Below are 26,200 nucleotides of genomic sequence, written 5' to 3' on the forward strand. Positions count from 1 at the left end.
GCTTGGCGGCGGGCTTCGTGTACTTACGCATGCAGATCCCCTCCTCTCGTAATGGCGTACCGGCTCAGACCCCTGCGGCATTGAAACCGCTGGTGTCCGGTTCACCGGCCGATGAAGTGAAGCACGGGAGCAGCGGGCTCGACCAGATGTTTCGCCTCTCACCGAATCACCCTTTCCATTTGTCCGGATCGCGCGCGGATTGCCAGGAGTGCGTCGGCTGCTCCTCGTTCTTCGCGCCGCCATAAAACACCCCCGTCACTGTCTCGACCTGCACTTGTCATTCGGTGTGCGCGGCTGTATAGATGGGAATGCTCCCTCGACGTGTGCGGCGCCACCGTCCGGATGCGTCGAATGCCTCGTACGGCCTTTCTTTCCTCTCATATAGCGGCCCGAATAGAGAGGTGCGCGGAGCCATCACCCGCCCTGCCGAAATCATTGATCTCGGAGTGAGATTGTGACGCACAGCCAGGACCATCCATCCTCAGGTGCCACGGACGCGACCGGGGAACTCCGTGATGTGTGGCACCGTTTCCCGGGCCGCTCATGGCCGGGAGAAGTCGCCGACGAGGACAGGGAACTTCTGGGCTGGATCGGCCCGCTCGCCGTGTCGGCACAGGGAAACCTGCGCCGACGGCTCGGTGAGTCGAATCCCGGGCTGGGCCTGCTGGACCACTCCCACGCGTTTCTCGCACTTCCTTCCTCCCGTTTCCTGGCCATGGTGAAGCCGATGTTGGTTGAGGAGCTGAAGGCGGCACGGAGGAACCGCGAGCCGGACCCTCAGGATGCGGAAATCCGAGGTTTCGAGCGCTTCACCACCTCGCTCCGTGACCCGGAGACCGCCGTCGGCCTGCTGCGGAAATATCCCGCGCTGGCCAGGGAACTGGTTGCGGAATTCGACCGCTGGGTGGCCTTTCGTCTGGAATTCGTGACGAATCTGGTGACCGACCTGCCCCTGCTCCGCGCAGGGCTGGCGGTGACGGCCGCGTCCGCGGCCGATGTGGAAGCCGTCGACTTCGGCGCGGGAGACGCCCACAACGAGGGAAAGGCGGTGGCCGTGCTCTCCTTCCATGGGGGACCCAAGGTTGTTTACAAGCCGCGCTCCCTCGCCTGCGACGCGGCGTTCGCGGAATTCGTCGACTGGCTCGGCGACCGGGGTCTGACGCACCGTCTCCGCGCCGCGCGCGTCCTCGACCGCGGTACCCACGGGTGGTCGGCGCACTACGCGCCGGCTCCGTGCGCCGACGACGGGTCCTTGCGACGCTTCTACTGGCGGCAGGGCGCGTTCCTCGCCGTATTCCACCTGCTGCGCGGCTACGACATGCACTTCGAGAACCAGGTGGCGGTCGGTGACAACCCCGTCTACTTCGACTTGGAAGCGCTGTTCCACACGGAGCCCTCGGACCCGGGCTGGCTCGACGACGCGGAGGACGTGGTGGCACGGCGTCTCCGCGACTCCGTGCTGGCGGTGGGCCTCCTGCCGCACCGGCTCATCCGGACCGACGAACACGGCGTTCGGGCCATGGAGATGAGCGGCCTGGCCGGTGGTGCGGCACCTGGCGAGTTCTGGGCCCACCCCAGCACCGAGTACCGCGATCCCGGCACGGACCGCATGGAACCGGTCCCGGCGTTCCACCCGGTCGGGGAGTACGGCAACCGCCCCTCCGCCGTGGGCCGCAGTCACGCCCCGGAGGACATGGCTGATGACCTGATCTCGGGCTTCACCCACTGCTATCGCCTTCTGCTCGCTCAGCGTCCGGCGCTGTCGCGGGCCGACGGGCCGCTGGCGCGGTTCTCCCAGGTCCCGGTGCGGGCGGTGCTGCGCGACACCTTCCAGTACCGCGCCGTACTCACCGAGTCCTGGAACCCGGCCCTGCTCACAGATCCGGACCAGCGCCACGCCCACCTCGGGAGCCTCGCACGGTACGACGTCGGCAACGCCATCGAGGACAGCGAGTGGCGGCAACTCGCGTGCGGCGACATACCCGCCTTCCAGACCACCTCGGACGGCACCGATGTCAGAGACCACTCCGGGGTCCTGCAGAGGGACTTCTTCTCGCGAAGTGGCGCGGACGGTGTGCGGAATCGCCTCGCGTCCTTCTCGGAGGAGGACCTGCGGGAACAGATCTGGTTCGTCGAGACTTCGTTCGCCACCCGCCAGGAGGGCGGTCACCTGTGCCGCCCAGGTTCTTCCGCGTCCGGGGCCGCGTCCCCCGGTCTCGATCTGGATCTGGATCTGGATCTGGCAGTCTCCGCCGCCCAAGGCATCGGGGACCGGATATGCGACTCGGTGATCCATGGCGAGGGAGGACTGGTCGAATGGCCTTCGCTCCGCATGGCGGGTGACCGTTACTGGTTCGTGGAGGCCGGTGGTATGGGCCTCTACCGCGGTGTCAGCGGCATCGCGCTCTTCCTCGCCGAGCTGGGCCGGTTCACCGGTACGGACCGCTACCGCACACTGGCCCAGGACATCCTCGCCGCCCTCCTGGACCCCGACGACATGCCCGAACCGGAGGAGCTGGCGGGCCTGGACATCGGGGGATACGGCGAACTGGGGGGTGTTCTCTACCTCCTGACCCGGGTGGGCGAGATCTGGGATGCCCCCGAACTCCTCCGTTCCGCCCACCGGCTCGTGCCGGCGTTCACCGCGGCCCTCGACGCACCGCAGCCCCTGGACGTCATGACCGGGGTGGCCGGGGCGGCACTGGCCCTCGTCGCCCTCCACAGAGCCGACCCCTGCGCCCAGGCCCTCGAGGTCATCCGTGCCGCCGGGGCGAAGCTTGCCGACATGGAGGAGTCCACCGCCCCCGGATTCGCCCACGGCCTGGCGGGCAGGGCCCACGCGTTGACGGCTGTCGCGACCCTGACGAGCGACACGACACTGCTGGACAAGGCGGCCGAGGCGCGCAAACGCGTCGCCGGCGCGCGTCTTGCCTCAGCCTCCTGGTGCCGCGGGAACGCCGGTCTCGTCATGGCCGAAGTCGGCAGTCAGCGACTCGTCGACGGTGTCGGGTACCAGCGGCACCCCGGGCTGGACCTCGTCGAAGCGGCCGCGGTCCAGGGGGTCTGCAACGATTCGCTCTGTCACGGCACACTCGGTCTGGTCGAAGCGCTCCTGACCACCGCCGAGCACACGGGCAGCGAGGAACTGCTGCGAGCCGCGCGGGGTGCGGCAGCCGGCGTCGCCCGACGGGTGGCCGTCGGGCGGGTGGTGACCGGTGTCCCCCGGGGCACGTGGACGCCCGGCCTCCTGGACGGAGCCGCCGGAATCGGGTACGGCCTGCTGAGGACCGCGGCACCGTGGCGAGTGCCTAACGTGCTCCTGCTGTCCGCCCTGTAATAGCCCACCTGGTGACCGACGCGACAGACCCACCGGCCGCCGTGGCCCAGCGCTGACCGGCATGGTCCCCTCAACGCTGACGTGGGGCATGAAGGGGGCCGGAACTGAAACTCGGCGACATCACTCCCATGAAGCCACACCCCGATGTGCTCGCATCAGTGCGCACATACCGGAAGTGTGTTGAAAGTCTCCACCAGTTTTCGTGAGCCCGACATCGCGGTCAGGACGAAAAGGATGAATCAATCGCTTCACCGGGCGCCTCGCATCGCCGACGAATCGAGGCCTCATCCACAACGACGTCCTGCATCATTTCCCTTGTCCGGAAATGCACTCAGTGAACGATGCACACTCGAACATTGACAGCCGGACGGAGTGCAATCATGCTGTCACGCATGCCTGCTTTTCCACGGAAGGAAAAACCCTTCACGTACTTCAGCGGCGACGCTGCTCTCTACGACCAATCAAGGCCCGCATATCCGGAACCGATGATTTCTCGAATCGTCGCCGCGATGCCTGGACGTAGCGTGGTCAATGTCGGGTGCGGCACCGGCATCGAGGCCCGACAGTTCCAGGCGGCCGGGTGCACCGTGCTCGGGGTGGACCCCGATGCGCAGATGGCGGAGTACGCCCACAGCACCGGTGTCGAGGTCGAGGTCGCGGCGTTCGAGACCTGGGCTTCGGCGGGCCGCGTGTTCGACGCGGTCGTCGCCGGGACGGCCTGGCACTGGGTGGACCCGGTGGCCGGGGCAGCCAAGGCAGCACGGGTACTGAGGCCCGGCGGCGTGCTCGCACCGTTCCACCACTCGTCCCACACCCCGCACGAGTTGGTCGATGCCGTCGGCGGGAGCGCGCTGCCCGCCTGGACCACGCGCTCCGCGGAGGCGTACCAGCGAGTCGCGCCTGACTCCGAGTTCGACGCCGCCGGCCGTCGGAGATCGGCCATGGATCTCTATCAGCCGATGTTCGACAAGATCGCCGACGCGATCCGGGAGACGGGCGTTTTCGGCCAACCCGAGGAGTGGCGGCTCGACTGGGAGCAGAGGTACTCACGAGATGAGTGGCTCGCCCTGGTCCCCACGCAGACCGCCCTCGCCGGGCTTTCGCCGGACAGGATGGCTCAGATACTGGAAGCCACGGCGAAGGCAATTGACAAAATGGGCGGCAGCTTCACCATGACCTACACCACCGTCGCCGTGACGGCGGTGCGTGCGAATACCGGGAGCTGGGTCGGTCCGGCCGAGCACGGCACCCTGCAGAGCTGACTCGTCCTCATGCAGCTTCGGCGCTCGTAAACACCGCGGGAGAAGGTTCTCTTGAGAGCCCATCAGCACACCGGATACACAGAAGTCGGTTCCGCCGATGAATTGCGCGGGCTGCTTGGTAAGCCCAATCAGCGCGCGGTGAACAGGGCACGCCCTCGGCTGCACGAATACGACAAGCAATGGCTCACCATCTCGCCGTACTGCGTACTGGCGACTTCGGATGTTCACGGCAGATGCACGGCATCCGGGAGGGGTGACCCTGCTGGGCATCTTTTCCACGTCCTCGATGACACGACGATCGCCCTGCCCGAACGGCCCGGCAACAAGCGTGGCGACAGCCTCTTCAATATTCTGAGCAATCCACGCGTCGGGATCATCTCCCTGGTCCCCGGCTCCACATCGGTGCTGCTCGTCAACGGGCGAGGCCGCGTTCTCCGGGACGCGCCCTTCTTCGAAGCGATGACGCTCCGCGGGCACCGACCGAAACTCGCACTGCTGGTCGAGGTGGAGGAAGTCACCTACAACTGTCCCAAATCGTTAATTCGGTCCGGGCTCTGGCAGCCGGAGAGCTGGCAGCCGGAGGTGCTTCCCTCGCTCGCCACGCTGATCAAGGCGGTCGAGGCACCTCCTCAGACCGTGCAGGAGCTGGAGGACCACTACGCCCCGCAGAACTACTCCAAGCGTCTCTACTGACCAGCTCCCGGAGGGGAGTTGCGGTCTCCCGGTCCTGTCGCGCCCCTCATCATGAGACGTACGGAACCAGGGGCGGTATCCCCGGACCACCTCAGTCGGCCGACGGCCCAGGCGGCTTCTGGCCGCGCAGGAAGCCTGCCAGAACGGAGTAGTCCAGGTCCCCCAGTCCCGCAGCCATCGCCTCCCCGGCCAGCAACCGCGCCTGCCCCGCCAGGCGCAACCGCGTTCCGTGGTGGGCGGCCGTCGCCTCCGCGATCTCCATGTCCTTGGCGAAGAGCCTCAGCCGCGAGTCCGCGGGGAACTCGCCGCCCTCGATCATCGCCCGCTTGCGGACAACCAGTGGCCCGACCCGGGTGCGCTCGAGTTCGTCGAGCGTCAGGTACGGGTCGAGGCCCAATGTGTCGGCGAGGGCCAGTCCTTCGGCCAACAGAGCCATCATGGGCGAGACACACGCGTTCAGGACGCATTTCAGAGCCGCCGCGGCTCCCAGCGGGCCGCAGGGCACCACCGTCCCCAGCGTCTCAAGTACCGGCCTGGCGAGGGCACATGCCTCGTCGCCACCACCGGTCAGGACTCGGAGCTGCCCAGTCACCACCTGGGGAACGCTGCCCGTCACCGGCGAGTCGAGCAGGTGCACGTCCGGCGGCAGCCCCCTGGCCAGCTCGACGATCTCATGCGGTGCGATCGTCGACATCTGCGCGATCACCCGCGGCCGGCCGGCCACCATCCCCTCCGGCCCGCTCATCACCGACCGCACGGCGTTGGCGTCGCTCACCAGCACGATGGCCACCTGGGCACCCGCCGTGGCCGCCGCGGGTGACGGTGCCACCGTCACCCCGCTCCGCATGAAGGGCGCAGTCCTGGCCGGAGTGCGGTCCCACACACTGACGCCGTACCCGGCTTGCGCCAGCCGTACGGCGACCGGCCCACCCATCAGTCCGAGGCCGCAGACTGCCACGGCGATCACCCGGCCTCCCAGCGGAACGTTGTGGTCTCGACATGTCCAGCCCCCCGGCACCGAACCGGACTCACCGCACCAGCTCCACTGCCCCCGTGGGATGCGCACCGGACAACGTCCGCGCCGAGGCCAGCAAGGCATCGAGATCGGCGTCCGACCCGGACACGTGCAGGTCGGTGAGCATCCCGCTCGGCGGCATCAGCGCCTGGAGCCACGCCGGGCACGACACCTCCACCGGGTCACCGCACGCCTCACGCCATTTCGCCGAGAGGGCGATGTCGAACCCGGTACCCGACCGCCTGGCCGTGATCTCAGCCGGTCCACGCCGCGAGCGGTACTTCGAGGGCGCACTGTGTGCGGCGTCGGCGCCCGTCCCGTCGTCGGCGGGGCCCGAGTACATGTTGAACACCATGGCCGGACCGTCGAGCACGTACGTCAGGTGCCAGGCGCCGAACGGCACCACCGCCAACTCCCCGGACCGGCACACCTGGAAGCCCACGAACGCCTCGTCGCCGGACTCGTCAGCCATGCTGCTCAGCATGAGCACACGCCCGCTGAGCACCTGGAAGATCTCCAGCTGGTCGGCGGGGTTCCAGTGCCCGGTCGAGCGGAATGGCTCACCGCCGGGCAGCGTGCCGTGCTCGTAGACGACCAGGTCGGCGGACCATAAGGTGCCCCCGGCTCCCGCGGGGCCCTGCTCGGCCACCCGAGAGGGAAGCACGTCCCGGGCCGCGGAGTACAGGCGCGGATCGGAGCCGTCCGCGACCGCCGCCGCCATCGCGGCTGAGTCCGCGAAGAGTGCCTCTGGCCCGCTCTCCGCACCCTCTTGGAAGAAGTCCGAGAGACGCCGCTCCATGAGACGGTTGCCAGTGAGCTCCACAGAACACCTCATATCGTCATGCTCGAACATCCTTCGAGCGGTATCAGCTCTTACGAAAGCGGGGCGAACGGGATTTGCGACGGAGACCAGCCTCGAAGGGAGTCCTGGCGACCGGACAGAGCGGTCACTGCGGGGATGAGGAGGCCGTGGCCCACCCGTTGATCGTTGCCAAGCAGTCCAGATGCGCCGCGGGGTCGCTCTCGGGATCGTCGGGACCGGACAACAGGTTGTCGAGCAGCAGTAGCCCGCTGAGGTAGAGGCCCAGGGCGAGTTCGCGGCGAGCGGCCCATCCGGAGGCCCCGGGAAACTCGCGGTCCGTCCTGTCGGAAAGCCGGCAGGCCGCCTCCGACAGGACGTGGAAAGTGTGCGTGTAGAGGAGCCTTCGGGGCCACAGCGGGTCGCTACGGCTGAGTTCACGGAAGAACTCCACGGTCATCAGCATGGCGGGCAAGTCCACCGCGGCGCTGCCGTACGCCGGGAGCGGGCGACGCAGCCGAATCTCGTGGCTGAGGGAGGTGTCCTGGCTGATCTCGAATCCACCGCCGATCGCGGCATCGAACAGGGTCAGACTGAACAGCGCCTTCGCGGCGTCGTACACCGGATCCCAGTATTCCTCGATACCGCGCGGATCCAGCACGGTGAACCGCGGGCCGGGTATGCGGTCGACGCCGCTGCCGGGCCCCTCCTCCGTGCGGATGATGAGGTTGCCCAAGTTCAGGTCGCCATGCACCGGGTAGTACAGCCGCGCCGGCTCGATCGCGGCGAGCACGTCCGGCCGAGCAGCGACCCGGCGGAGCAGCTCGCGGACGGACGGAACCCGGCGCCCGTTCACCCGCAGCTCCGTATCTCCCACCAGCGGCCCCAAGTGCTGCTGGAGCAGTGGCAATCGGCGAGAGAGACGGTCCATGTGGGTGCCGAAACCGTGGCCCAGCGGGGCTGGCACCACATCGGCCGCGTAGCCATGGGTGCCGAGCACCGCGAACACCGACCGCAGCGTGGCCAGGAACCGTCGCCTGCCCTGATCCCCGTCGTGCAGCAGCATGGTGGGAGAGACCCCGTCGATCCGGGGCATCGCGTACGCTCCCCAGCCCGGCCCCCGCCACTGGCCGACGAGCGGCACGTAGTAGGGCGAGAGGTACGGCAGTTCCCTGTGAATCCGGGAGATCTGTGCGGACTTCCGGAGGAAGGAACCCAAGTCGTGGCCATCCACCACACCGGCTCCGGCGCGCAGGACCTTGACCACGACCGCCTTCGCGTCCTCGTCCTCGCACAGGTACACGTGCGCAGGAGTACCGCCGCCGCCGAGTGTGAGCGCCCGCCGCAGCTTGAGTTCCTCGCGCACCCCCGGGGGGATCTGTTCCAGGGAGTCCGCTGCGGAAGAAGGCACCCCCGTGCTGATCATCGATGTATCCGCCCTTCGCACCGCGTACGAATTGACAGTGGTCGCGCCTTCTCGCCGGTTGACGCCGGGCCCGACGCACTCGCACCCGGTGGCGCTGTCACGCGACCGCGACCGCGCGCGGGCCGGCGCAGAACTACGCAGTCCCCTGAAGGGGACCGGCCGCCTGCCACGCCGACGCGACATCGGCAACCACGATTTCGTTGACGGCGTCGAGGACCTCTTCGGCGGTGGCGCCGTCTCCGTCGACGATGTGCCAGCCCCATTGGGTGGCCATCCGTTCGTACTCCGCCAGCAGAGCGCTCTGCAGTTCCATGAAGGACGTCCGGCCCGCCCGGCCCGCGAAGCCCATGTCCTCCACCGGCCCGACGCCGCCACGCCGCGCTGTGATGCGCCGATAGCACTCCTCCGGCGTGACGCGCAGGAAGATTCCGATGTCGGGCTGCATATACCGGGTGGAGTAGCAGTCGGTGATGAAGTCGCGCATCCTGGCAATGATCTCGCCGGAGAGGTCGTCGTGCGGGACCTCTCCGGCCACGCGCAGCACCTTCATCACGTTCTTGTAGCCGAAGCTCTCCGTGACGACGATCCTGCCGCTGGACGCACTCTCGTTGATGAACTCCGCTTGGATCAGCATGTCGGCCACGAATTCAAGCATCGCGGATGTCGCCATGCCGGAGCGGTGGACGCCAACCGGGGAAACAGTGCCGTCCTGTTCGAGTTTGGCGCGCGTGAAATCCTCGTAGAGAGGCGGACCGTGTTGCACACGGAGCGAGGATGCATCCTCGGCGCCACCGTAGCGCGACCGCCATGTCTCCACGAGGAGCTGTCGCAGAGTGATGTGAGGGAATTCGACCCGGTCCACCTGGGCGGCGATATCCCGCCATCTCAGAAACTCGGACTTGTATCCCTGGTCGGCCAGCCGTGCGGTCAAGCCGTGAGCGACAGTGGTCTTACCAGCTCCGTCCAGCCCTAGGATTCCTACATAGAATCCTCGGCCGGCTCCAGCTGTATCCGTCATAGCCATGGAAATGCTTTCATGTCAGTTCAGCATCCATTCGCTCGATCCCTAGCAGTACCACAGCGCGCCATGTGTGCGCGAGGAATTACTCACCACTCAGTCGTCCCGTTGAGGTCGCAGACCCACATAAGCTAGCTGGCAGCCGGACGTACGGCAAGGGCATCAGAGCCGGGGCGGGTTGCCGCTTCCGCGCCGAGAACCCACGGAATGCAGGGAACAGTCCGATACAGCGCGGGTTCGGATGAACGCCGGTCCCATGGGCACGGGTTAGCGATGTCGCGCCTTACGCGGGCTTCGAACTTTCGATCCCGCGGTGGGGATGTGTCGCCCCCAACCAGCGCCGGAAAATCGGAATCAAAGCTTCCGTCAAACGCGAACGTCCGCAATTGACGGACCATGGGCGGCTTACCCGATTGCCGCTTCCGAACCTGGACCCCATAGACCTGATCAAAACAACGGACATAGCGGATTCAACCCGGCTATCAGGACGTTGACTCGCTCCGATCTCGGTGATTAGCTCGCTGTTCAAGGAAGATGAAGCGGGATGTTTAGATGCCCGCTCCTGCCTCTTGCACTCAGCGCGCCGGAGCCGCCAGGACCGGCTCCAGTCGACGCGCTCGGGATTCAAGCTCCGGTACATCGCTTCATGGTGAAGAAACTCCTGACGGCAGAGATTCGGAACGGAGTACATGATGGCCAACATCGAACATGACTGGCGTGGGCTCAGCAACGAGGAACTCTCGCAGTACGCGACCCAGGGGTACCTCCATCTGCGCGGGCTGTTCAACGAGGCGGAGATCGACCTCGGGCGGGAGATCGTCGACCGGGCCGTGGATGCCCTGATCGTCGACGGCGAGGATCCGGTGCCCTACCACGCCAGCTACTTCGACGAGGGCAGCAGGAAAGATCTGGTGCGGGTGCGCAACGCGATAGCCCAGCAACGCGCGCTGGCGTACTTCCTCGACCACCCACGGCTGGTCGGGCCGATGGTCTCGCTGCTCGGCGAGGGGCTGCACGTGCTGGGCACGGAAGTCTTCTACCGTGACATCGACCAGGCGCCCCACGAGCCCTGGCACGTCGACGGTGGCTCCGCGATGCACGACGTGAACATCGACCACTCGGGACGCAGTCTGCAGGCCAAGGCGCAGATCTTCCTCACCGAGGTGTCCGAGCCCCGTTCCGGGAACTTCCTGTTGATCCCGGGCAGCCACACGGGGCCCGCCCCCACCGCCACCGACATTGAGGAGCTGAACAGGCAGCAGCGCGCGGGAGGCGTCCCCGGGGCGGTGACCGTACGCGCGAAACCCGGTGACGTGCTGCTGTTCCCGTACTCGCTGTGGCACGCCGTCGACTGCAACGTCCACGCGCCGCGCAAGAGCTTCATCCTGCGCTTCGGGCACCTGTGGCACCGGCCGCACGACTACCACGCGCAACCTCCCACCGTGCTCGACGACCTCTCGCCGCGCCTGCGCCGGATGTTCGGCGACTTCGGGGCGACGGGACACCCGATGGACCACTACAAACCGACCGACCAGACGACGGTGATGGGCCGCGGCGGCGACTACACCCGGCTGGTCCCGGCTCCACTCCTCGAACAGCACGGCAAGGACGCGTACGAGCCCGCGTCCTGGGCGGCCGACACACCGTGGACGGTCTGCAACAGCGCTCCGGTACCGCGATGAGCAGCGGGGGGACGCTGTGGCTGTGAAGCTCCAACGGTATGAACTAACGCCGCAAATGCGGGATTACGACGAGTTCAACGACGCCGGGCGGCGTCATTACCTGCCCTACCTCATGTACTTCGGACGGCCTGATTTCATCTCGCCGACTGTCAACACCGACCGGTCCGGCTTCCGCGTCAGCACCGGGCCGGACGGGACCAAGGCGTCCGCCGCCGGGCATGTCCCGCCGGGACCGGTGCGTATCCTCACCGGCGGCTCGACCGCCCTCGGCGTAGGCGCCACCGGCGACGACAGTACGCTGGCATCCCTGCTGTGGAGCCGGTACGCCCCGTCCGAACCGTGGCTCAACTTCGCCGGCCACTGCTTCAACCCGGCCCAGGAAGCACTGCTTTTCACGCTGTACCGGAACCTGCTGGGCAACATCAGCGAGATCGTCATCTGTTCTGGTGTCAACGCCATGATGCTCGCGCGGCTGCCCGAGTGGCAGCAGGGTGATCATGGCGCCTTCTTCTTCTGCGGCGAGTACTTCGAGAAGATGGAGGAGCTGCGGGAGCAGAACCGGGACCGGTCCAGGCGCTTCGTCCGCCGGGCGAAAGCGTCGTCCTCACCAGCCGGCGTCGCGACCTTCGACGACGTGCGCCGCGACATCACCACGGTCATCGACTCCGCGGCGGACACCACGCTCCGCCAGCTCGACACGTGGCAGCGCGTAGCCGGTCCTGAGACACGTATTTCGTACGTTCTCCAGCCGATGTCCCGGTGGATGCGTCAGACCTCCACACCGCAGGAGGAGATCCTCTTCGAGGAGAGGGACCGAATCTACAAGCGGGGGGTGTGGGAGGAACTCTACGGGGACGTCGCGACGACAGAGGTCGCGCGAACCTTCGCCGCGGCGCTTCGCGTCGGCTGCGAGAAGCGGGGAGTCCGGTTCCTCGATCTGAACCCCGTCGTCGCCGAGGCGACGACCCCGCACGACTGGCTCTTCGTCGACCGCGTGCACTACAACGACACGGGCCACGACATCGTCGCCAGAACCATGGCCGAAGCACTCGAGCTCTCCTAGGCCCCAGCGTCTCCAGACACGCGGTGCGCGTGCTGCCCAAGCGAGGTGTGGCATGTCTTTCATACGCATGATCGTCGACAAGATCTTCCGGCGCCGGAAACGCGGCGGACGGAAGGACGACGCATCGATCTATCCGATGTTCTGAGAGTTCGCGACTCCGCTCGGCACACGTGGCAAGTCCACCTACTGGGAGGGCCCATGCACCATGACGTGACAAGCGGCGGCACCGTCGCACCCGCCTCATCCGCGCGGGGCGTCGGCTTCGAGCACACCTATCGCAGGCTCTACGCCCACGCCGCCGATCCTGAAGCGCTCGTCCCGGGTGGCACGCTGGTCGACCTGGTCCGCACGGAGCTGCTCCAAGCCTCCGTCGGCACCGATCAGCCGCTCGACAACCTGATCCGCATGGCCGCCGAGTGGTCGTCCGCAGCCGCCGACGCATACCGAGCGGTTGGGCGCCTCACTGACGCCGAGGGCCGCCGGCTCCTCGTCCGCAGGGCAGCCCTTGGATGGGCGCCCCTCGGCCTCGCGTCCGGGGCGTGGCTCCAGTGGCTCACGGCCCCGGGCACCGCGGACTCGACCCTGTCGCTCCGGACCCTCGCGCTCTACGCCTCCGATGTCGGCGTTGGCCACCCCGGTTCGGCCAGGGGCAGTGCCTACCTTGGTCTGCTGCGGCGGTTGCGGGCCTCGGACAACGCCGTACCGCTGGCTCGTCTTGCCGGCGACCGGCGGATCGCGGACATGGCATTCCGTCTCGCGGCCCTGCTCCTCCTGATGAGCCGACGGCCCGACGACTTCCGCGACGAGCTCATCGGGGCGGACCTGTGTCTGCGCGCCGTAGGGGTGCCGCCGCCGCTCGCTCTGGCTGGGCGGGAGCTGAACGCAGACTGGGCGGCGATCGACTACTCCGCGGCAACGGACGGCGGTCTTCCGCCGATCGACCGGTGCCGTGCCATCGCGGACACCCTGGTGCGGTCCGGTCCGGAGTCAGCCGCACGGGTATACACGGGCTTCCGCTGGGCACTGGCCACGCTGAAGGGCCAGATCGACGCGCTGCGCGAGGAGTTGCGCGCATCGCTGGACCCTGGCTTCGACATGGCCGAGCTGATGCGACGGCGTGCCAGGGAAGGCTCGTTCTACCACCGTCACGTCCTCTTGAAGGATCGGCCGCTGTCCGAGTGGCTGAAGGACTGCCGGGACGATCCGAAGCCGTTTCTCGATGTCCTGGCGCGCAGCGATCTCGTCAGACCGGGGCGTTCCGGTGCCAGTCCTCTGGTCAAGGGGTTGGTCAGCGAGCGCGGCCCGATGTTCAGGATCTTCTCGCCCGATGATCTCTCCGTCATCAGCCGGTGGATCGACGCCCTCCCCGGTACCACCAAGCCCCGCGATTCTGACGCTCCCACCCGTACACCGGCTCCCGCCGCACGGCCGTCGGACCCGCGACCCCTGGTGAAGCTGCCCGGCCTGCTGGAGACCGGAGTCCCGTCCGGCGGCGGCCCGCGCGACCTGCGCGAGGCCTACCACGCGCTCATGGTGCGTACCGGCAGCCCGGAACTGAACGACTGGTGCCTGCGATACATACGAGGATGGCTGGCACGCGCCCGGCATCGAATGGACTCCCGGTCCGTGCCGCTCCCGGCGCGGTGGACGACCGAAGGTCTGCGGCCCTGGCTCCTGGCGCAGCACGACCGGCACGGAGCGTACTTCGAGGAGAGCGTGAACGTCCCGTTGCCGTCACGCGAGGCCGTGGTGGACGACGCTGTGCAGACGGCGCCGCTCACCCTGATCGACGGAAGCTGGCTGCAGGGCTTCACCGACTACGAACTGGCGTCTTCGGACATCGGACACTCACTCTTCGCGACCTACTGGGACGAACTGGGCAATGGCGACACCAACCTGAACCACCCCCTGATCTACCGTCAGGTCTTGAAGGAGATGGCCGTCCAGCTACCGCCCACGGACTCACCGGAGTTCGCGCGCTGGCCGGGCTTCCGCTACGCGTCGTTCGAACTGCCCGTCTACTGGCTGTGCATCGGACGCTTCCCGCGCACCTTCCTGCCCGAGGTGCTCGGTCTCAATCTCGCCATGGAACTGTCCGGCGTGGGCGGCGCCTACCGCAGGGCGGGGCTGGCACTGCGGGAATACGGCTTCAGCACCCGCTTCGTGGACATCCACAACACCATCGACAACGTCGCGACTGGGCATTCCGCCTGGGCGGCCGACGCCGTCGACTCATTCATGACGAGCTTGCCGGACCGCGCCGGGCCGGGCAGCCGGGCAGAGACCTGGGAGCGGGTGCGCGTCGGCTACCGCTCGCTCAATCCCCCCACCGGATTCATGGCCCGCAGGGCCGGCCGTCACGGTCGGCTCGCCGGAAGCCGGTCTCGCGGTCCCAGAGCGGTCGTACCAGGGACGGAGGAGCACACCGGTGTCTGACCTGGTTCTCGGAATCTCGGCCTTCTACCATGACAGCGCGGCCGCGCTCGTGCGCGACGGAGTTCCCGTCGCGGCCGCGCAGGAAGAGCGTTTCAGCAGGAAACGGCATGATCCCTCGTTTCCCGTCCAGGCGGTCCGCAGCTGTCTCGACGAGTTGGAGGTGTCCTTCGCGGACATCTCCACGGTCGCCTACCACGAAGACCCCCGGCTGAAGTTCCGCAGGGTACTGGCCACCCTGATAGGTACCGCGCCCGCGGCTGTCACCTCCTTCCGTGAAACCCTGCCGAGTTGGCTGCGGTCCGACGGCAAGCTCCGGACGCTCCAGGTCATCCGGCGCGAACTCGAGTCGATGGGCCTGGGGAAGGTGCCGGACATTGTCGCGCGGCGGCACCACGAGTCACACGCGGCCTCGGCCTTCTTCCCCAGCCCGTATCAGTCGGCCGCCGTTCTGTGCGTGGACGGTGTGGGCGAATGGGCCACCACGACGTTGTGGCATGGCCGGGACACTCAGCTCAGGGCGCTCGCCGAGATCCGGTTCCCGCATTCGCTGGGACTGCTGTACTCCGCCCTGACCTACTTCTGCGGCTTCAAGGTCGATTCCGGCGAATACAAGCTCATGGGCCTGGCCCCGTACGGCAGGCCCCGGTACGCGGACCTGATGAGGGAGCGGCTGATCGACATCAAGCCGGACGGGTCGTTCCACATGGACATGCGGTACTTCGAGTACCTGCGGGGGCAGGTGATGACCGGCCGGGCGTTCGAGAAACTCTTCGGCGGTCCGCGGCGCACGCCCGAGGGACCGCTGACGCAGCGCGAGTTCGATCTGGCTGCGTCCGTCCAGAGCGTCACCGAGGACGTGATGCTCCGCCTGGCTCGTACCGCGCAGGAGCGCACAGGGGAAGCCACCCTCTGCCTGGCCGGCGGCGTGGCGTTGAACTGCGTCGCCAACGGAGAGATCGTCAGGAGCGGGGTCTTCGACGAGGTATGGATCCAGCCCGCTGCCGGCGACGCCGGCGGGGCACTGGGGGCGGCCATGGCGGTGGCGATGGAGCGAGGAGCCGTGCGCGACCACGTCGGCAGCCGACGTGACGCGATGTCCGGCTCACTACTGGGCCCCGCCTTCAGCGACGCGCAGATCGCCGAATTCCTGCGGAGCCACGGAATTCCACACCACCGTCCGGATTCCGGCAGCCTGGCTGATGACGTCGCGGCGGCACTGGCCGACGGCAAGGTCGTCGGATGGTTCCAGGATCGCATGGAGTTCGGACCTCGGGCGCTGGGAGCCCGCTCCATCCTGGGCGATCCGCGCGATCCCGCGATGCAGTCCACCATGAACCTCAAAATCAAGTTCCGGGAGTCGTTCCGCCCGTTCGCGCCAGCCGTGCTGGCCACTGATGCGAAGGACTACTTCGACCTCCGCCAGGAGAGCCCGTACATGCTGGTGGTGGCGCGGGTGGCGGCGGCCCAGCAGCTCCCGGTGACCGAGACCGACGCGACCGGAATCGACCTGCTGCACGTGCAGCGTTCCACGATCCCCGCCGTCACCCACGTCGACGGATCCGCGCGCGTGCAAACGGTCACCCCGGACAGCAACCCCGCCTACCACGAGCTGCTGACCGCCTTCAAGGCGCACACGGGCTGCCCGGTGCTGGTCAACACGTCGTTCAACGTCCGCGGCGAGCCGATCGTGAACTCGCCGCACGACGCCTACACCTGCTTCATGCGCACCGACATCGACATGCTCGCGATGGGCGGTTTCCTGCTGCACAAGAGCGAGCAGCCTGCGTGGTCCGAGGAAGGCGACTGGCGTGCGGACATCCCCCTCGACTGACCCCTCCCGCCAACCATCCTCACCGGAGAGGTCGTGAGAGACATCATGCTCTTCATCATCTACTTCCTGGTCGTCACCCCGATCGGCCTGGCGAGCCGCTTCCTTCTCGACCCGCTGACGCGACGTCGCAGGCAGCGGGCAAAGACCTACTGGATCGAATCAGCTGATCATTGAGCTTCTTCGAGTTGGCCACCGATCAGGTGATGGCCGGTGAAGCGCAACGAGCGAGGCCCCCGGGCTGTTGATCGAGATGTCTGACGTCTCAATCACGTTGCTCGGGGGCCTCGTTGGTCATCCATCCTGCCGCACTCGACCTGCCACATGCGCTCGTGGATTGGGTCACCATGCTCGTTGTCACCCGTGAGAGCGACCGGCGCCGCAAGCTCCGCCCGTCCCAACGCGCGATGGTGGCACTGGTGTACCTGCGCGAACACACCACTCTGGCGAAGATCGCTGCCGGGTTCGGGATCAGCGAGTCCACCGCCCACGCCTGCACCAGCGCGGTCATCGACCTCCTCGCCGACCGTGCACCGGGCCTGCTGAAGGTCCTACGCGAGCAGGATCCGGACTTCGTCCTCCTGGACGGCACGCTCGCCGAGTGCGACCGGGTCGGCGACGGACGGGCCGACTACTCCCACAAGCACCGCCGGCACGGGGTGAACGTGCGGCTAGTCACCGATCCGGACGGCCGGCTGCTGTGGCTCTTGCCCGCGCTGCCGGGCCGCTCCCACGACCTGACCGCCGCCCGCACCCACCGGACCATCCGCATCTGCGAGCGCCAGGGCGTCCCCATCCTGGCCGACCTTGCCTACCAGGGCGGTGACCCTTGGCTGACCACGGGCATCAAACGCAGGCCCCTGCGGGAACTCCCCCCTAGCGGGAAGACCGTCAACCGGTGCCCTGGCCGCGGCCCGGGCACCGGTTGAGCGCGGCGTGGCCTGCCTGAAGTCCTGGCGGATCTTCCACAGGTCCCACTGCCGCCCCAACCGCATGACGTCAATCGCCAAAGCCATGCTCACCCTGGAGCGGCAACACTGAAGAGGCTCCCTACGTTGTTCACTGACGGCGTCCGGCTCTACCACCAGGATCCGGTGCAGCTGGTCGAATACCCCCAGTCTGCTGCCACCTCTCCAGACGTCGCCAGCGGCTCGATCAACGCCCACAAGTGGTCGTCCGCGATTCACTGCCGAGTACTCATACCATCACGAACGGCCGAATCGACACACCGATCACGCCCGACCAGGACGGTTCAAGAAGGTCGTGTTACGAGTTCTACGGAGTCACCTGCTACTACATCGAAGCCTCGGTCTCATCTCTGATGGCCTGGATGCGCTCGTCCAGCTCCTTGGCGAACTCCGCCCAAGTCTCCGCATACTGTCTCGCGAGGTCGGCGATCAAGTCACCAAAGTGCGGCGGCACTGCTGCGGCAAGCTTGGACCACTCCTGAGCCCCGATGGCGTTCAGCTGCAGGACACGAAGCAGGTATCGCCCCTCTTCCTTGTGTCTCAGGGACGGATCACGCACCAGTTTCTCGACCAGCGAGACAGGATCCGGCTGAACCAGCCGCACTCTTCGTACTACACGCCCTGTACCGGCCTGCACCGAATCCGCCGGGCTGTGGCGATCGGGCTCGGAATCCGTCTCAGTCGCCACCTGCTCCGCCACGGGCGGCTCACCGGACGTGATTCGCTTACGGACGTCGCTCACGGTCGCCGGCGAGATACCTGCGCGGCGTGCCACTTCGCGTAGCGAAGCATCCGGATTCTCCGCGATCAGCTCGGCCGCACGGATCCTGCCCTCGGTGCTGTTGAGGGGGCGGGCCTTGCCGTCTCTGCCAACACGTGCACCCAGCTGCGACGCGTCAGCGTCCGAGCTTCGTCGGAGGAGCGCCACCGCCTTGGCTCCCAGGCCTGCGGCGCGTGCGATAGCCCGGTCCGACATCTCGGGATGTGACGCGATAATGCGCGCGGCCGCAGCTCGGCGATCTTCCTTTGACAGAGGAAGACCATGCGTCACATTAGCTTCGACGGCCCGCAGGAAGGCTTCCTCTGGGGTGCCATCGAACAACTCGACTTCGATCGTCTCCTGGCCTTTCAAAAAGGCAACCATCAGGCGATGCATCCCGTCGATCACGCGCATACTGCGCCGATCCACGAGAATAGGAGGAAGGGGAACATCAAGATCGGCTAACCGAGCTACGTGATTCGCATCCTGACCTTCCAACCGCGGTGATTCACCCGGCAGGAGAGACTCAATCAGAACGGGTACAACTTGTCTTTCGCGAGCCTTGGATGGCACAATCGGCGAGGCCGCATCGATCGCTCTATCTTCACGTATTGATGACATCAAGTCGACAGTGTGACGATTCAAGCTCATCTCCCCCATTGGCACAAGATTCGAATCCCTTTGCCACAAGAAAATCCGACAGACACCACCACGCTTTCCTGGAATCCGAGCAAGAGGCCGTAATAAGCGCCCAGGACATTACAGCGGCCCCTGAAACAGGGCATGGGTAAGAACGTCCAGTGCCTCACATCCGTTCCCAACTCAAGGCGAGCCCGACATCTCACCCATTCCTGCCGCCTCACTGGCGATCGCCGCCAGCACCTCCGGTGCGCCGACAACACCTCCAGCGAACCAATCCCGTCTCCCCTGAGCTCTCGAAAGCCCTTTCGAACACACATACATGTTCACGTTTCGCTGCAGAGCTGTCGAGGTTTCCTACCTGTGAACCGACGGCCGTTCAACTGCGGCGTCGCATCAGTTGAACGAGCTGCGCAACACATGTCCTGTGCGTTCCAACGTCCCAACCGCCACAGCAGTGACACGGCCACGCCCAACGGAGCCACTCGCAACACATCGTCCACACCACTCGCCACCGTCGGCCCAGAAGCGCGGGAGGAGACTTGGGCACCCGGGCCGCCCGGCACTACGCCCGACCACACCCCGCGTGCCACCAGAACTCCAAGTTGACGACGGCCGAGAATTACGCACCCACGAACACCTCATGCAGCGCGCCTTGACATGACGCAACGATCTCCCTCTCTGCAAACACTTTCCGTGACTCTCAGGGAGATCATTCCGACAGGCCCACGTGAGGCCGGAATACCGACGTTCGGAAATGTGCACGGTGAGACTCTCGATCACGTCGTCCTGCGTGTCGTAGCCGACCTCGTCACGCTGCTTACCGAGAGCCTTCCGGAACCGAATCGTGTACGGGTGCGGGCAACGGGCCGGCCTGGAACAACCGCACTCCTTGAAGAACGACCCCATTCCACGAGCAAGCTGTCGACCCACGCATCAAGCCTTCCGAGCAGGGCGATGGGCGGCACAGGAGGCCCCTGCCGCAGGCGCAGGCGCAGGTCAGCAAGCCGGAGATTCGGGAGTCTCTCCATGCTCGGTAAAAGGTCAGCACCGGGTCGGCTCCCTGCCTGCGTTTATGCAGGTCAAAGGCTGTTCGCCTACTTTACAGCGAGGGACCCGCGCCATCACAGGCCCAAGCGTCATGTATGGACCAGGTAAAGAGAGTGGTTCATAGATTCAGTTGCGGTTGCCGGGACCCCTGCGGGGGATGAATGTGGCCACACAGGCCTGATCAGCACCCTGGAGGCACCGTGACCACCACATCTGAGCCCCGGGTGTCGGGGCTGGAGATACGTTCCATCGACTATGTCCCCCTGAACGAGCGCCACGGCAAACTGTGGCATCTGGGCCCCCTGTGGTTCATGTCGAACGCGCAGATCGCCACCCTCGCCGTGGGTCTGATCAGCATCACCGAGGGCGGCAACCTCATCTGGTCGCTCATCGCGATCGTCGCGGGCACCCTGCTCGGCACCTTCTTCATGGCGTTCCACTCGGCTCAGGGCCCGCAGCTGGGGCTGCCGCAGATGATCCAGTCGCGGCCTCAATTCGGTTACGTGGGCGCCCTGTTGGTGTGGCTGTTCGCGTATGTGCAGTACGCGGGCTTCAACGTCTTCAACACGATCCTCGCCGGGGAGGCCTTGCACACCACGGTGCACGGCGGCACCAAGATGTGGGTCGCCGTGGTCACCGTGGTCGGCTTCGTGATCGCGCTGGTGGGCTACGACGTCATCCACAAGGCGGAGCAGTTCCTGACGTACACCTTCCTGGTCGTCTTCGGGATCTTCACCGTGGGCGTGCTGGCGACCCTGCACTACCCGGCCGGTTCCTTCGACCTGGGCGGCTTCTCCTGGACGCCGTTCCTCGCGCAGTTCGGTGTGGTCGCCGGCTATCAGATCAGCTGGGCGATCTACGTCTCGGACTACTCGCGCTACCTCCCGCCGGACGTGACCGTCCGCAAGACCTTCTACTGGACCTACTTCGGCTCGGCGCTCGGCGGGGTCTGGCTGATGACGCTCGGCGCGCTGCTCGCCGCCTGGGCGGGCAAGGACTTCGACACGATCCGCTCGATCGACGCGGCGGGCGACAAGGTGTTCAGCGGCTTCGGCGCGATCGTGCTCCTCTTCGCCACCCTGGGCCTGGTCTCCGTGACCGCGCTGAACATGTACGGCGGTTCACTGACCCTGATCAGCGCGATCGACTCGTTCAAGAAGGTCCAACCGACCGTGGGCGTAAGGGCGTTGACGATCGGGCTGACCGCGGTGCTCTCCCTGGTCGGCGCGATGGCCGCGACCGCGGACTTCCTGACGAACTTCAACAACTTCCTGCTGCTGGTGCTCTATCTGTTCATCCCGTGGACCGCGGTCAACCTGATGGACTACTACGTGGTGCGCCGCGGCCACTACGCGATCGCCGAGATCTTCAACCCCCATGGCATCTACGGCCGCTGGGGCTGGCACGGCATCATCTCCTACCTGGTGGGCTTCGGCGTCATGGTGCCGTTCTTCTCCGTCGGCACCCTCTACGTCGGCCCGATCGCGCATGCCATGGACGGCGCCGACCTCTCCCTGTTCGTCGGGCTGCCGGTCGCCGGGTTGCTGTACTGGTGGCTGAGCCGCTCGATCGACGTGGCGGCCGAGATCCGCGTGGCCGAGGCGGAGGCCGAGGAGTTGGAGCAGGCGGCACACGAACACCGCGAGCCCTGACGGCCGTTGGGCCCTTACACCACCGCTTCCTGGACCGGTCCGATCTCCGGCTGCTTCTCGAACTGCGTGCGGTACAGCTCGGCGTACCGCCCACCGGCGGCGAGGAGTTGGTCGTGCGTGCCGCGTTCCACGATCCGGCCCGCCTCGACGACGAGGATCTGGTCGGCGGAGCGCACGGTGGACAGCCGGTGAGCGATCACCACGGCCGTACGGCCCTGCAGCGCCTCGGCGAGGGCCTCCTGGACGGCCGCCTCCGAGGTGTTGTCCAGGTGGGCGGTGGCCTCGTCGAGGATGACGACGCGCTGGCCGGCCAGCAACAGCCGGGCGATGGTGAGGCGTTGGCGCTCGCCGCCGGAGAGCCGGTAGCCGCGTTCGCCGACGACCGTGTCCAGGCCGTCGGGCAGGGACCGTACGAGGTCGTCGAGGCGGGAGCGGCGCAGCGCGTCCCACAACTCGTCCTCGGTGGCGGCGGGTCGGGCCAGGAGGAGGTTGGCGCGGACCGAGTCGTGGAAGAGGTGGCCGTCCTGGGTGACCATGCCGAGGGTGGCCCGCAGGGAGGCGGCGGTGAGGTCGCGGACGTCGACGCCTCCGACGCGTACGGCGCCTTCGTCGACGTCGTAGAGCCGGGGCAGGAGCTGGGCGACGGTGGACTTGCCTGCGCCGGAGGAGCCGACGAGGGCGATGGTCTGGCCGGGTTCGGCGCGGAAGGAGATGCCGTGCAGGACCTCGGCGCCGCCGCGGGTGTCGAGGGAGGCGACCTCTTCGAGTGAGGCGAGGGAGACCTTGTCGGCGGAGGGGTAGGCGAAGCGGACCTCGTCGAACTCGACCGCGACCGGGCCCTCGGGGACCTCGCGGGCGTCGGGTTTGTCCTCGATGAGGGGTTTGAGGTCGAGGACCTCGAAGACGCGCTCGAAGCTGACCAGCGCGCTCATCACCTCGACGCGGGCTCCGGCGAGGGCGGTGAGCGGGGCGTAGAGGCGGGTCAGGAGCAGGGCCAGTGACACGACCGCGCCCGGCTCCAGGCTGCCGTGCAGGGCGAACCAGCCGCCGAGGCCGTAGACGAGGGCGAGGGCCAGGGCGGAGACGAGGGTCAGGGAGGTGATGAACACCGACTGGGCGGTGGCCGTGCGGACGCCGATGTCACGGACCTGGCTCGCGCGGTCCGCGAACTCCACGGACTCCTCGTCGGGGCGGCCGAAGAGTTTGACGAGGGTGGCGCCGGGCGCGGAGAAGCGCTCGGTCATGCGGGTGCTCATCGCGGCGTTGAGCGTGGCGGCCTCGCGCTGCATGCGGGCCATGCGGCTGCCCATGCGGCGGGCCGGGATCACGAACACCGGGAGCAGCACGAGCGCGAGCAGGGTGATCTGCCAGGACAGGGTGAGCATGACGACCAGCGTGAGCAGCAGCGTGACGAAGTTGCTCACCACTCCGGACAGGGTGTTGCTGAACGCGCGCTGTGCGCCGATGACGTCGTTGTTGAGCCGGGAGACGAGCGCTCCCGTACGGGTGCGGGTGAAGAAGGCGACCGGCATGCGCTGCACATGATCGAACACAGCCGTCCGCAGATCGAGGATGAGCCCCTCCCCGAGCGCGGCGGAGAGCCGCCGACCGAGAATCCCGAGGGCCGCCTCGGCGACGGCGATCAGGGCGATGAGCAGGGCGAGGCGTACGACGGTCCCGTCGTCGCCGCCCGACACGATCGCGTCGACGACATGTCCGGCCAGGACGGGGGTCGCGACGGCGAGCAGCGCGGTCACCACCCCGAGCAGGACGAAGCGGGCGATCGGGCGGCGGTGCGGGCGCGCGAACTCCGCGATGCGGCGCAGCGTGGCGCGGGCGAACGGGCGGCGCTCCTGTTCGGCGGTCATGACACTGTGCAGTTGGGTCCAGGCCGTGCTCTCCATGCTCATGGGAGAGACCGTAGGACCTCAAGCGTCGTTGAGGTCAACGAATGCGCCGGATCTCCGGGCGAGGAGTGGCACGAGGGCTCGTGTAGGGGCGCGCGTAAGGAACTGTCCCCGCTGCGGCAACCCGCAGTTGACGTGGCATGGGGACCCTCTCGGGATGTGATGGTCGTCCGAAACGCCCAAGGTCTCAAGCGTCTCCCCGTCCGGCAGATCCTGATGCTGGTCCCGCTCGCGCTCGTGCTGTGGATCGCCGTGCGCCATTGGCCGGTGCTCGTCGAGGGCTTCGGTCACCTCAAGGATGCCGACTGGCCGTGGCTGCTGGCCGCGGCGGCCGCGACCTGCGGTACCTGGGTCGCCGCGTCCGCCGGACGGCAGGGCGCGCTCGTCGAGCGGCTGCCCGTACGCCGGTTGCTGGCCACCCAGTTCGCGGCGGGCGCGGCCAACCACCTGCTGCCGACGGGGCTCGGCGCGAGCGCGGTCAACCTGCGGTTCATGGCCTTGTGCGGGGTGCCGCTGGCCCGCTCCTCGGCCGCCGTCGCGCTGTATCTGCTGGCCGAATCGGTCGCCCGGGTGGGCCTGTTGCTGGCGCTGCTGGTCGCCTTCCCGGACGCGCTGGAGATCGGCTCGCTGCTCCCGCACGGGGCGGTCGGTCCGCTGCTGCTCGGCATCGGCCTGGTGGCGTGCGCCGCGGTGCTGGTGCTGCTGCTCGCCCGCAGGCTCCGTACCGCCGTTCTCACCTTCGTGCGCTCCGCGCTGGGCGAGGCCAGGTCGGTGCACACCCGGCCGTCCCGCGCGCTCGCCCTGTGGGGCGGTGTCCTCGCCTTCCCCTCGCTCCAGGCGGCCGGACTCGTCGCGGTGGGGCTGGCGTTGGGGCTGCCCGTGCCGCCCGCGTCCATGGTCGTCGCCTACCTCGCCGCGACGGTCGCCGTCGCGCTGATACCGACCCCCGGCGGAATCGGCTCCGTCGAGGCCGCGCTCATCATCGCGCTGGTCGCGGCGGGCGGCCCGGTCGCGGTGGCCACGGCGGTGGTGCTGGCCTACCGGATCATCACCGTCTGGATCCCTATCATTCCGGGCGCGTTGACGCTCGGCGCACTGGTCCGACTGAGAGTCATCTGATTCCCTGACCCGCTCCAACATTTCTGTAAAGCACCATCAGCCCTGGTCGGTACATCGACCGGGGCTTCTTCGCGCTCACCTCAACCACCTTGTTTTACTTTTTACTTGACTCCACATGACAGCACGAGTTGACTGAAGAGCGTTGATTTGTCAGCCGAGGAGGCAGGACTGTCATGGGGGACGAGACGTTAGGAATCATCCTGGCGGGAGGCAGGGGCGAACGCGCCAAGCCGCTCACCCTCGCCTCGGCCGACTACATCCGCAGCAAGGCCCTCATCCCGTTCGTCGGCCGCTCCGTCGTCGAATGGCTCGTCGAGGCCTGCCGCGACCAGGGCATCCGCCGCTTCTACGTGATCGCCCAGGGCGCCGAGAACCACAGCCAGATCAAGCTCGTGCTCGGCCACGGCGAACGGTTCGGCGTGGAGATCCACTACTCCCGTGCCCGCCTCGACCGGTACAACGTCGGATCGGGCGCCGCCACCCTGCACAACCTCGAACAGTGGGACCTGACGGGCCGTGCGCTGGTGCTGCCGGTGGACTCGGTCTTCGAGTTCGACCTGAACAGGCTGAACGACGCGCACGACGCCGCCGACGCCGTCGTGACCGTCGCCTCGGTCGGCCGCACCCCCGAGGAGATCGCCGGCAAGTACGGCGTGATGCAGACCTCCCCGGACGGGCTGGTCTCGGGGTTCGTGGAGAAGCCCACCTTGGACCGCGTCCACCGGATCTTCCCCGAGACATCGTTGCCGTCGTCCGTCCGGACCCTGCCGACCAACGCCGGGATGTACCTGGTGGACTGCGGCCGGCTGCGGCTGGCAGCGCGCAACCCCGAGATGATCCGGCTCGCCCAGCAGCGCCTCGACTGGGGCGGCGACCTGCTGCCCTGGCTGGTCGGGCGCGGACTGCCGGTCGCCGCCGCGCCCATCGACCGGCTCGGCGACCTCGGCAGCATCGCCGACTATCTCGCCACCCTCGGCGACGTGCTCGGCGGCCGCTACCGGTGGATGACCCGGGCCATGGGCGAACCGACGAGCACCGACCCGCCGTACTGGATCCACGAGTCCAGCCTGCGCACCAAGGACAGCGTCACCGGCACCACCCTCGCCCAGAAGATCTCCGAGGGCAGTGTGGTCATCGGCCCCGCCGTGCGCATCGGGCGCAACGCCGAGATCGGGCCGGGTGTGAAGCTGCGGTTCAGCGACATCGGTGACGGCGTCGACGTGGACGAGGGCGCCCGGCTCAGCCGGACGGCGATCGGCGACAGCGCTGTCGTCGGGCCGTACGCCCGCATCACCGACTCGTACGTGGGCCCGATGGCGCGGGTGCATTCCGAGCGGGACAACCCGGTCCGGCTCGTCCACTCCGCGATCGGCGAGGCCGCCGACCTGCGGCCCGGCACCCGGCTGTCCGGGGTGAGCGTCTATCCGCGGCTGCGGGTGCCCGCCGTCACCGGGCTGCCCACCGGCACCCATCTGACCAGCTCCGACGACATCCTGCACTGGATCTGAGCGCCCCCAACTCCCCCGCCCCTTCCGGCTCTTCCGCA

17 protein-coding genes and 1 pseudogene are annotated in these 26,200 nt (G+C 67.4%); 12 read left to right on the top strand and 6 right to left on the bottom strand.

Annotated elements, in window-relative coordinates:
• The first annotated feature begins 454 nt into the window (after positions 1–454).
• The 3 genes from ACGFY9_RS43600 (at position 455) to ACGFY9_RS43610 (ending at position 5,292) form a co-directional block, all read left to right on the top strand.
• Entirely contained in the window at positions 455–3,337 is a 2,883-nt protein-coding gene (locus ACGFY9_RS43600) for a type 2 lanthipeptide synthetase LanM family protein (protein WP_393763865.1), read from the top strand.
• Positions 3,338–3,717: 380 nt separating this feature from the next.
• Positions 3,718–4,599: a class I SAM-dependent methyltransferase gene (locus ACGFY9_RS43605; protein WP_393763867.1), complete on the top strand. Its 882-nt coding sequence runs from the start codon at positions 3,718–3,720 to the stop codon at positions 4,597–4,599.
• 51 nt (positions 4,600–4,650) lie between these two features.
• Positions 4,651–5,292, top strand: a complete 642-nt coding sequence (locus ACGFY9_RS43610) for an MSMEG_1061 family FMN-dependent PPOX-type flavoprotein (RefSeq protein ID WP_393763869.1) — start codon at positions 4,651–4,653, stop codon at positions 5,290–5,292.
• Positions 5,293–5,383: 91 nt separating this feature from the next.
• Here ACGFY9_RS43610 and ACGFY9_RS43615 read toward each other — a convergent pair whose 3' ends face one another.
• From ACGFY9_RS43615 to ACGFY9_RS43630, 4 genes are all read right to left on the bottom strand, one after another.
• Positions 5,384–6,259: an NAD(P)-dependent oxidoreductase gene (locus tag ACGFY9_RS43615; RefSeq protein WP_393763871.1), complete on the bottom strand. Its 876-nt coding sequence runs from the start codon at positions 6,257–6,259 to the stop codon at positions 5,384–5,386.
• A 61-nt stretch (positions 6,260–6,320) separates the two neighbouring features.
• Entirely contained in the window at positions 6,321–7,130 is an 810-nt protein-coding gene (locus ACGFY9_RS43620) for a hypothetical protein (protein WP_393763873.1), read from the bottom strand.
• A 124-nt stretch (positions 7,131–7,254) separates the two neighbouring features.
• Complete coding sequence (locus ACGFY9_RS43625; RefSeq protein ID WP_393763874.1) at positions 7,255–8,532, bottom strand: phosphotransferase family protein; 1,278 nt, start codon at positions 8,530–8,532, stop codon at positions 7,255–7,257.
• Between the two features lie 133 nt (positions 8,533–8,665).
• The gene (locus ACGFY9_RS43630) at positions 8,666–9,463 is read right to left on the bottom strand and encodes a hypothetical protein (RefSeq protein WP_393763876.1); all 798 of its coding nucleotides are present in this window, start codon (positions 9,461–9,463) and stop codon (positions 8,666–8,668) included.
• Between the two features lie 779 nt (positions 9,464–10,242).
• Between ACGFY9_RS43630 and ACGFY9_RS43635 the strand changes: the two genes are divergently transcribed.
• From ACGFY9_RS43635 to ACGFY9_RS43660, 6 genes and pseudogenes are all read left to right on the top strand, one after another.
• Complete coding sequence (locus ACGFY9_RS43635; protein ID WP_393763878.1) at positions 10,243–11,232, top strand: phytanoyl-CoA dioxygenase family protein; 990 nt, start codon at positions 10,243–10,245, stop codon at positions 11,230–11,232.
• Between the two features lie 55 nt (positions 11,233–11,287).
• On the top strand, positions 11,288–12,295 hold the full coding sequence (locus tag ACGFY9_RS43640; protein WP_393763880.1) for an SGNH/GDSL hydrolase family protein: 1,008 nt from the start codon (positions 11,288–11,290) through the stop codon (positions 12,293–12,295).
• 198 nt (positions 12,296–12,493) lie between these two features.
• Positions 12,494–14,731 (top strand): iron-containing redox enzyme family protein, encoded by a 2,238-nt coding sequence (locus tag ACGFY9_RS43645; protein WP_393763882.1) that lies wholly within the window; start codon positions 12,494–12,496, stop codon positions 14,729–14,731.
• A complete protein-coding gene (locus tag ACGFY9_RS43650) occupies positions 14,724–16,562 on the top strand; it encodes a carbamoyltransferase (RefSeq protein WP_393763884.1) in 1,839 nt (612 codons plus the stop codon). The genes ACGFY9_RS43645 and ACGFY9_RS43650 overlap by 8 nt, the downstream gene beginning before the upstream one ends.
• A 33-nt stretch (positions 16,563–16,595) precedes the next feature.
• On the top strand, positions 16,596–16,736 hold the full coding sequence (locus tag ACGFY9_RS43655; protein WP_393763886.1) for a hypothetical protein: 141 nt from the start codon (positions 16,596–16,598) through the stop codon (positions 16,734–16,736).
• A 113-nt stretch (positions 16,737–16,849) separates the two neighbouring features.
• A pseudogene (locus ACGFY9_RS43660) lies at positions 16,850–17,600 on the top strand (transposase family protein).
• A 252-nt stretch (positions 17,601–17,852) separates the two neighbouring features.
• Here the strand turns inward: ACGFY9_RS43660 and ACGFY9_RS43665 are convergent.
• Positions 17,853–18,701 carry a transcriptional regulator gene (locus ACGFY9_RS43665; RefSeq protein ID WP_393763887.1) on the bottom strand — a complete coding sequence of 283 codons (849 nt, stop codon included), beginning with the start codon at positions 18,699–18,701 and terminating at the stop codon, positions 17,853–17,855.
• Between the two features lie 1,475 nt (positions 18,702–20,176).
• Here ACGFY9_RS43665 and ACGFY9_RS43670 point away from each other — a divergent pair.
• A complete protein-coding gene (locus ACGFY9_RS43670; RefSeq protein ID WP_393763889.1) occupies positions 20,177–21,628 on the top strand; it encodes a purine-cytosine permease family protein in 1,452 nt (483 codons plus the stop codon).
• Between the two features lie 14 nt (positions 21,629–21,642).
• On the opposite strand, the gene ACGFY9_RS43675 is transcribed toward ACGFY9_RS43670, so the two are convergent.
• The gene (locus tag ACGFY9_RS43675; RefSeq protein ID WP_393764106.1) at positions 21,643–23,532 is read right to left on the bottom strand and encodes an ABC transporter ATP-binding protein; all 1,890 of its coding nucleotides are present in this window, start codon (positions 23,530–23,532) and stop codon (positions 21,643–21,645) included.
• A 165-nt stretch (positions 23,533–23,697) separates the two neighbouring features.
• Here ACGFY9_RS43675 and ACGFY9_RS43680 point away from each other — a divergent pair, with 165 nt between their 5' ends.
• Positions 23,698–24,654, top strand: coding sequence for a YbhN family protein (locus ACGFY9_RS43680; protein WP_393764108.1), 957 nt, complete (start codon positions 23,698–23,700; stop codon positions 24,652–24,654).
• Between the two features lie 173 nt (positions 24,655–24,827).
• Positions 24,828–26,162: a sugar phosphate nucleotidyltransferase gene (locus ACGFY9_RS43685; protein ID WP_393763890.1), complete on the top strand. Its 1,335-nt coding sequence runs from the start codon at positions 24,828–24,830 to the stop codon at positions 26,160–26,162.
• Positions 26,163–26,200 lie beyond the last annotated feature (38 nt).

It is taken from the genome of Streptomyces sp. NPDC048504 (assembly GCF_043200035.1).
Lineage (GTDB): Bacteria > Actinomycetota > Actinomycetes > Streptomycetales > Streptomycetaceae > Streptomyces.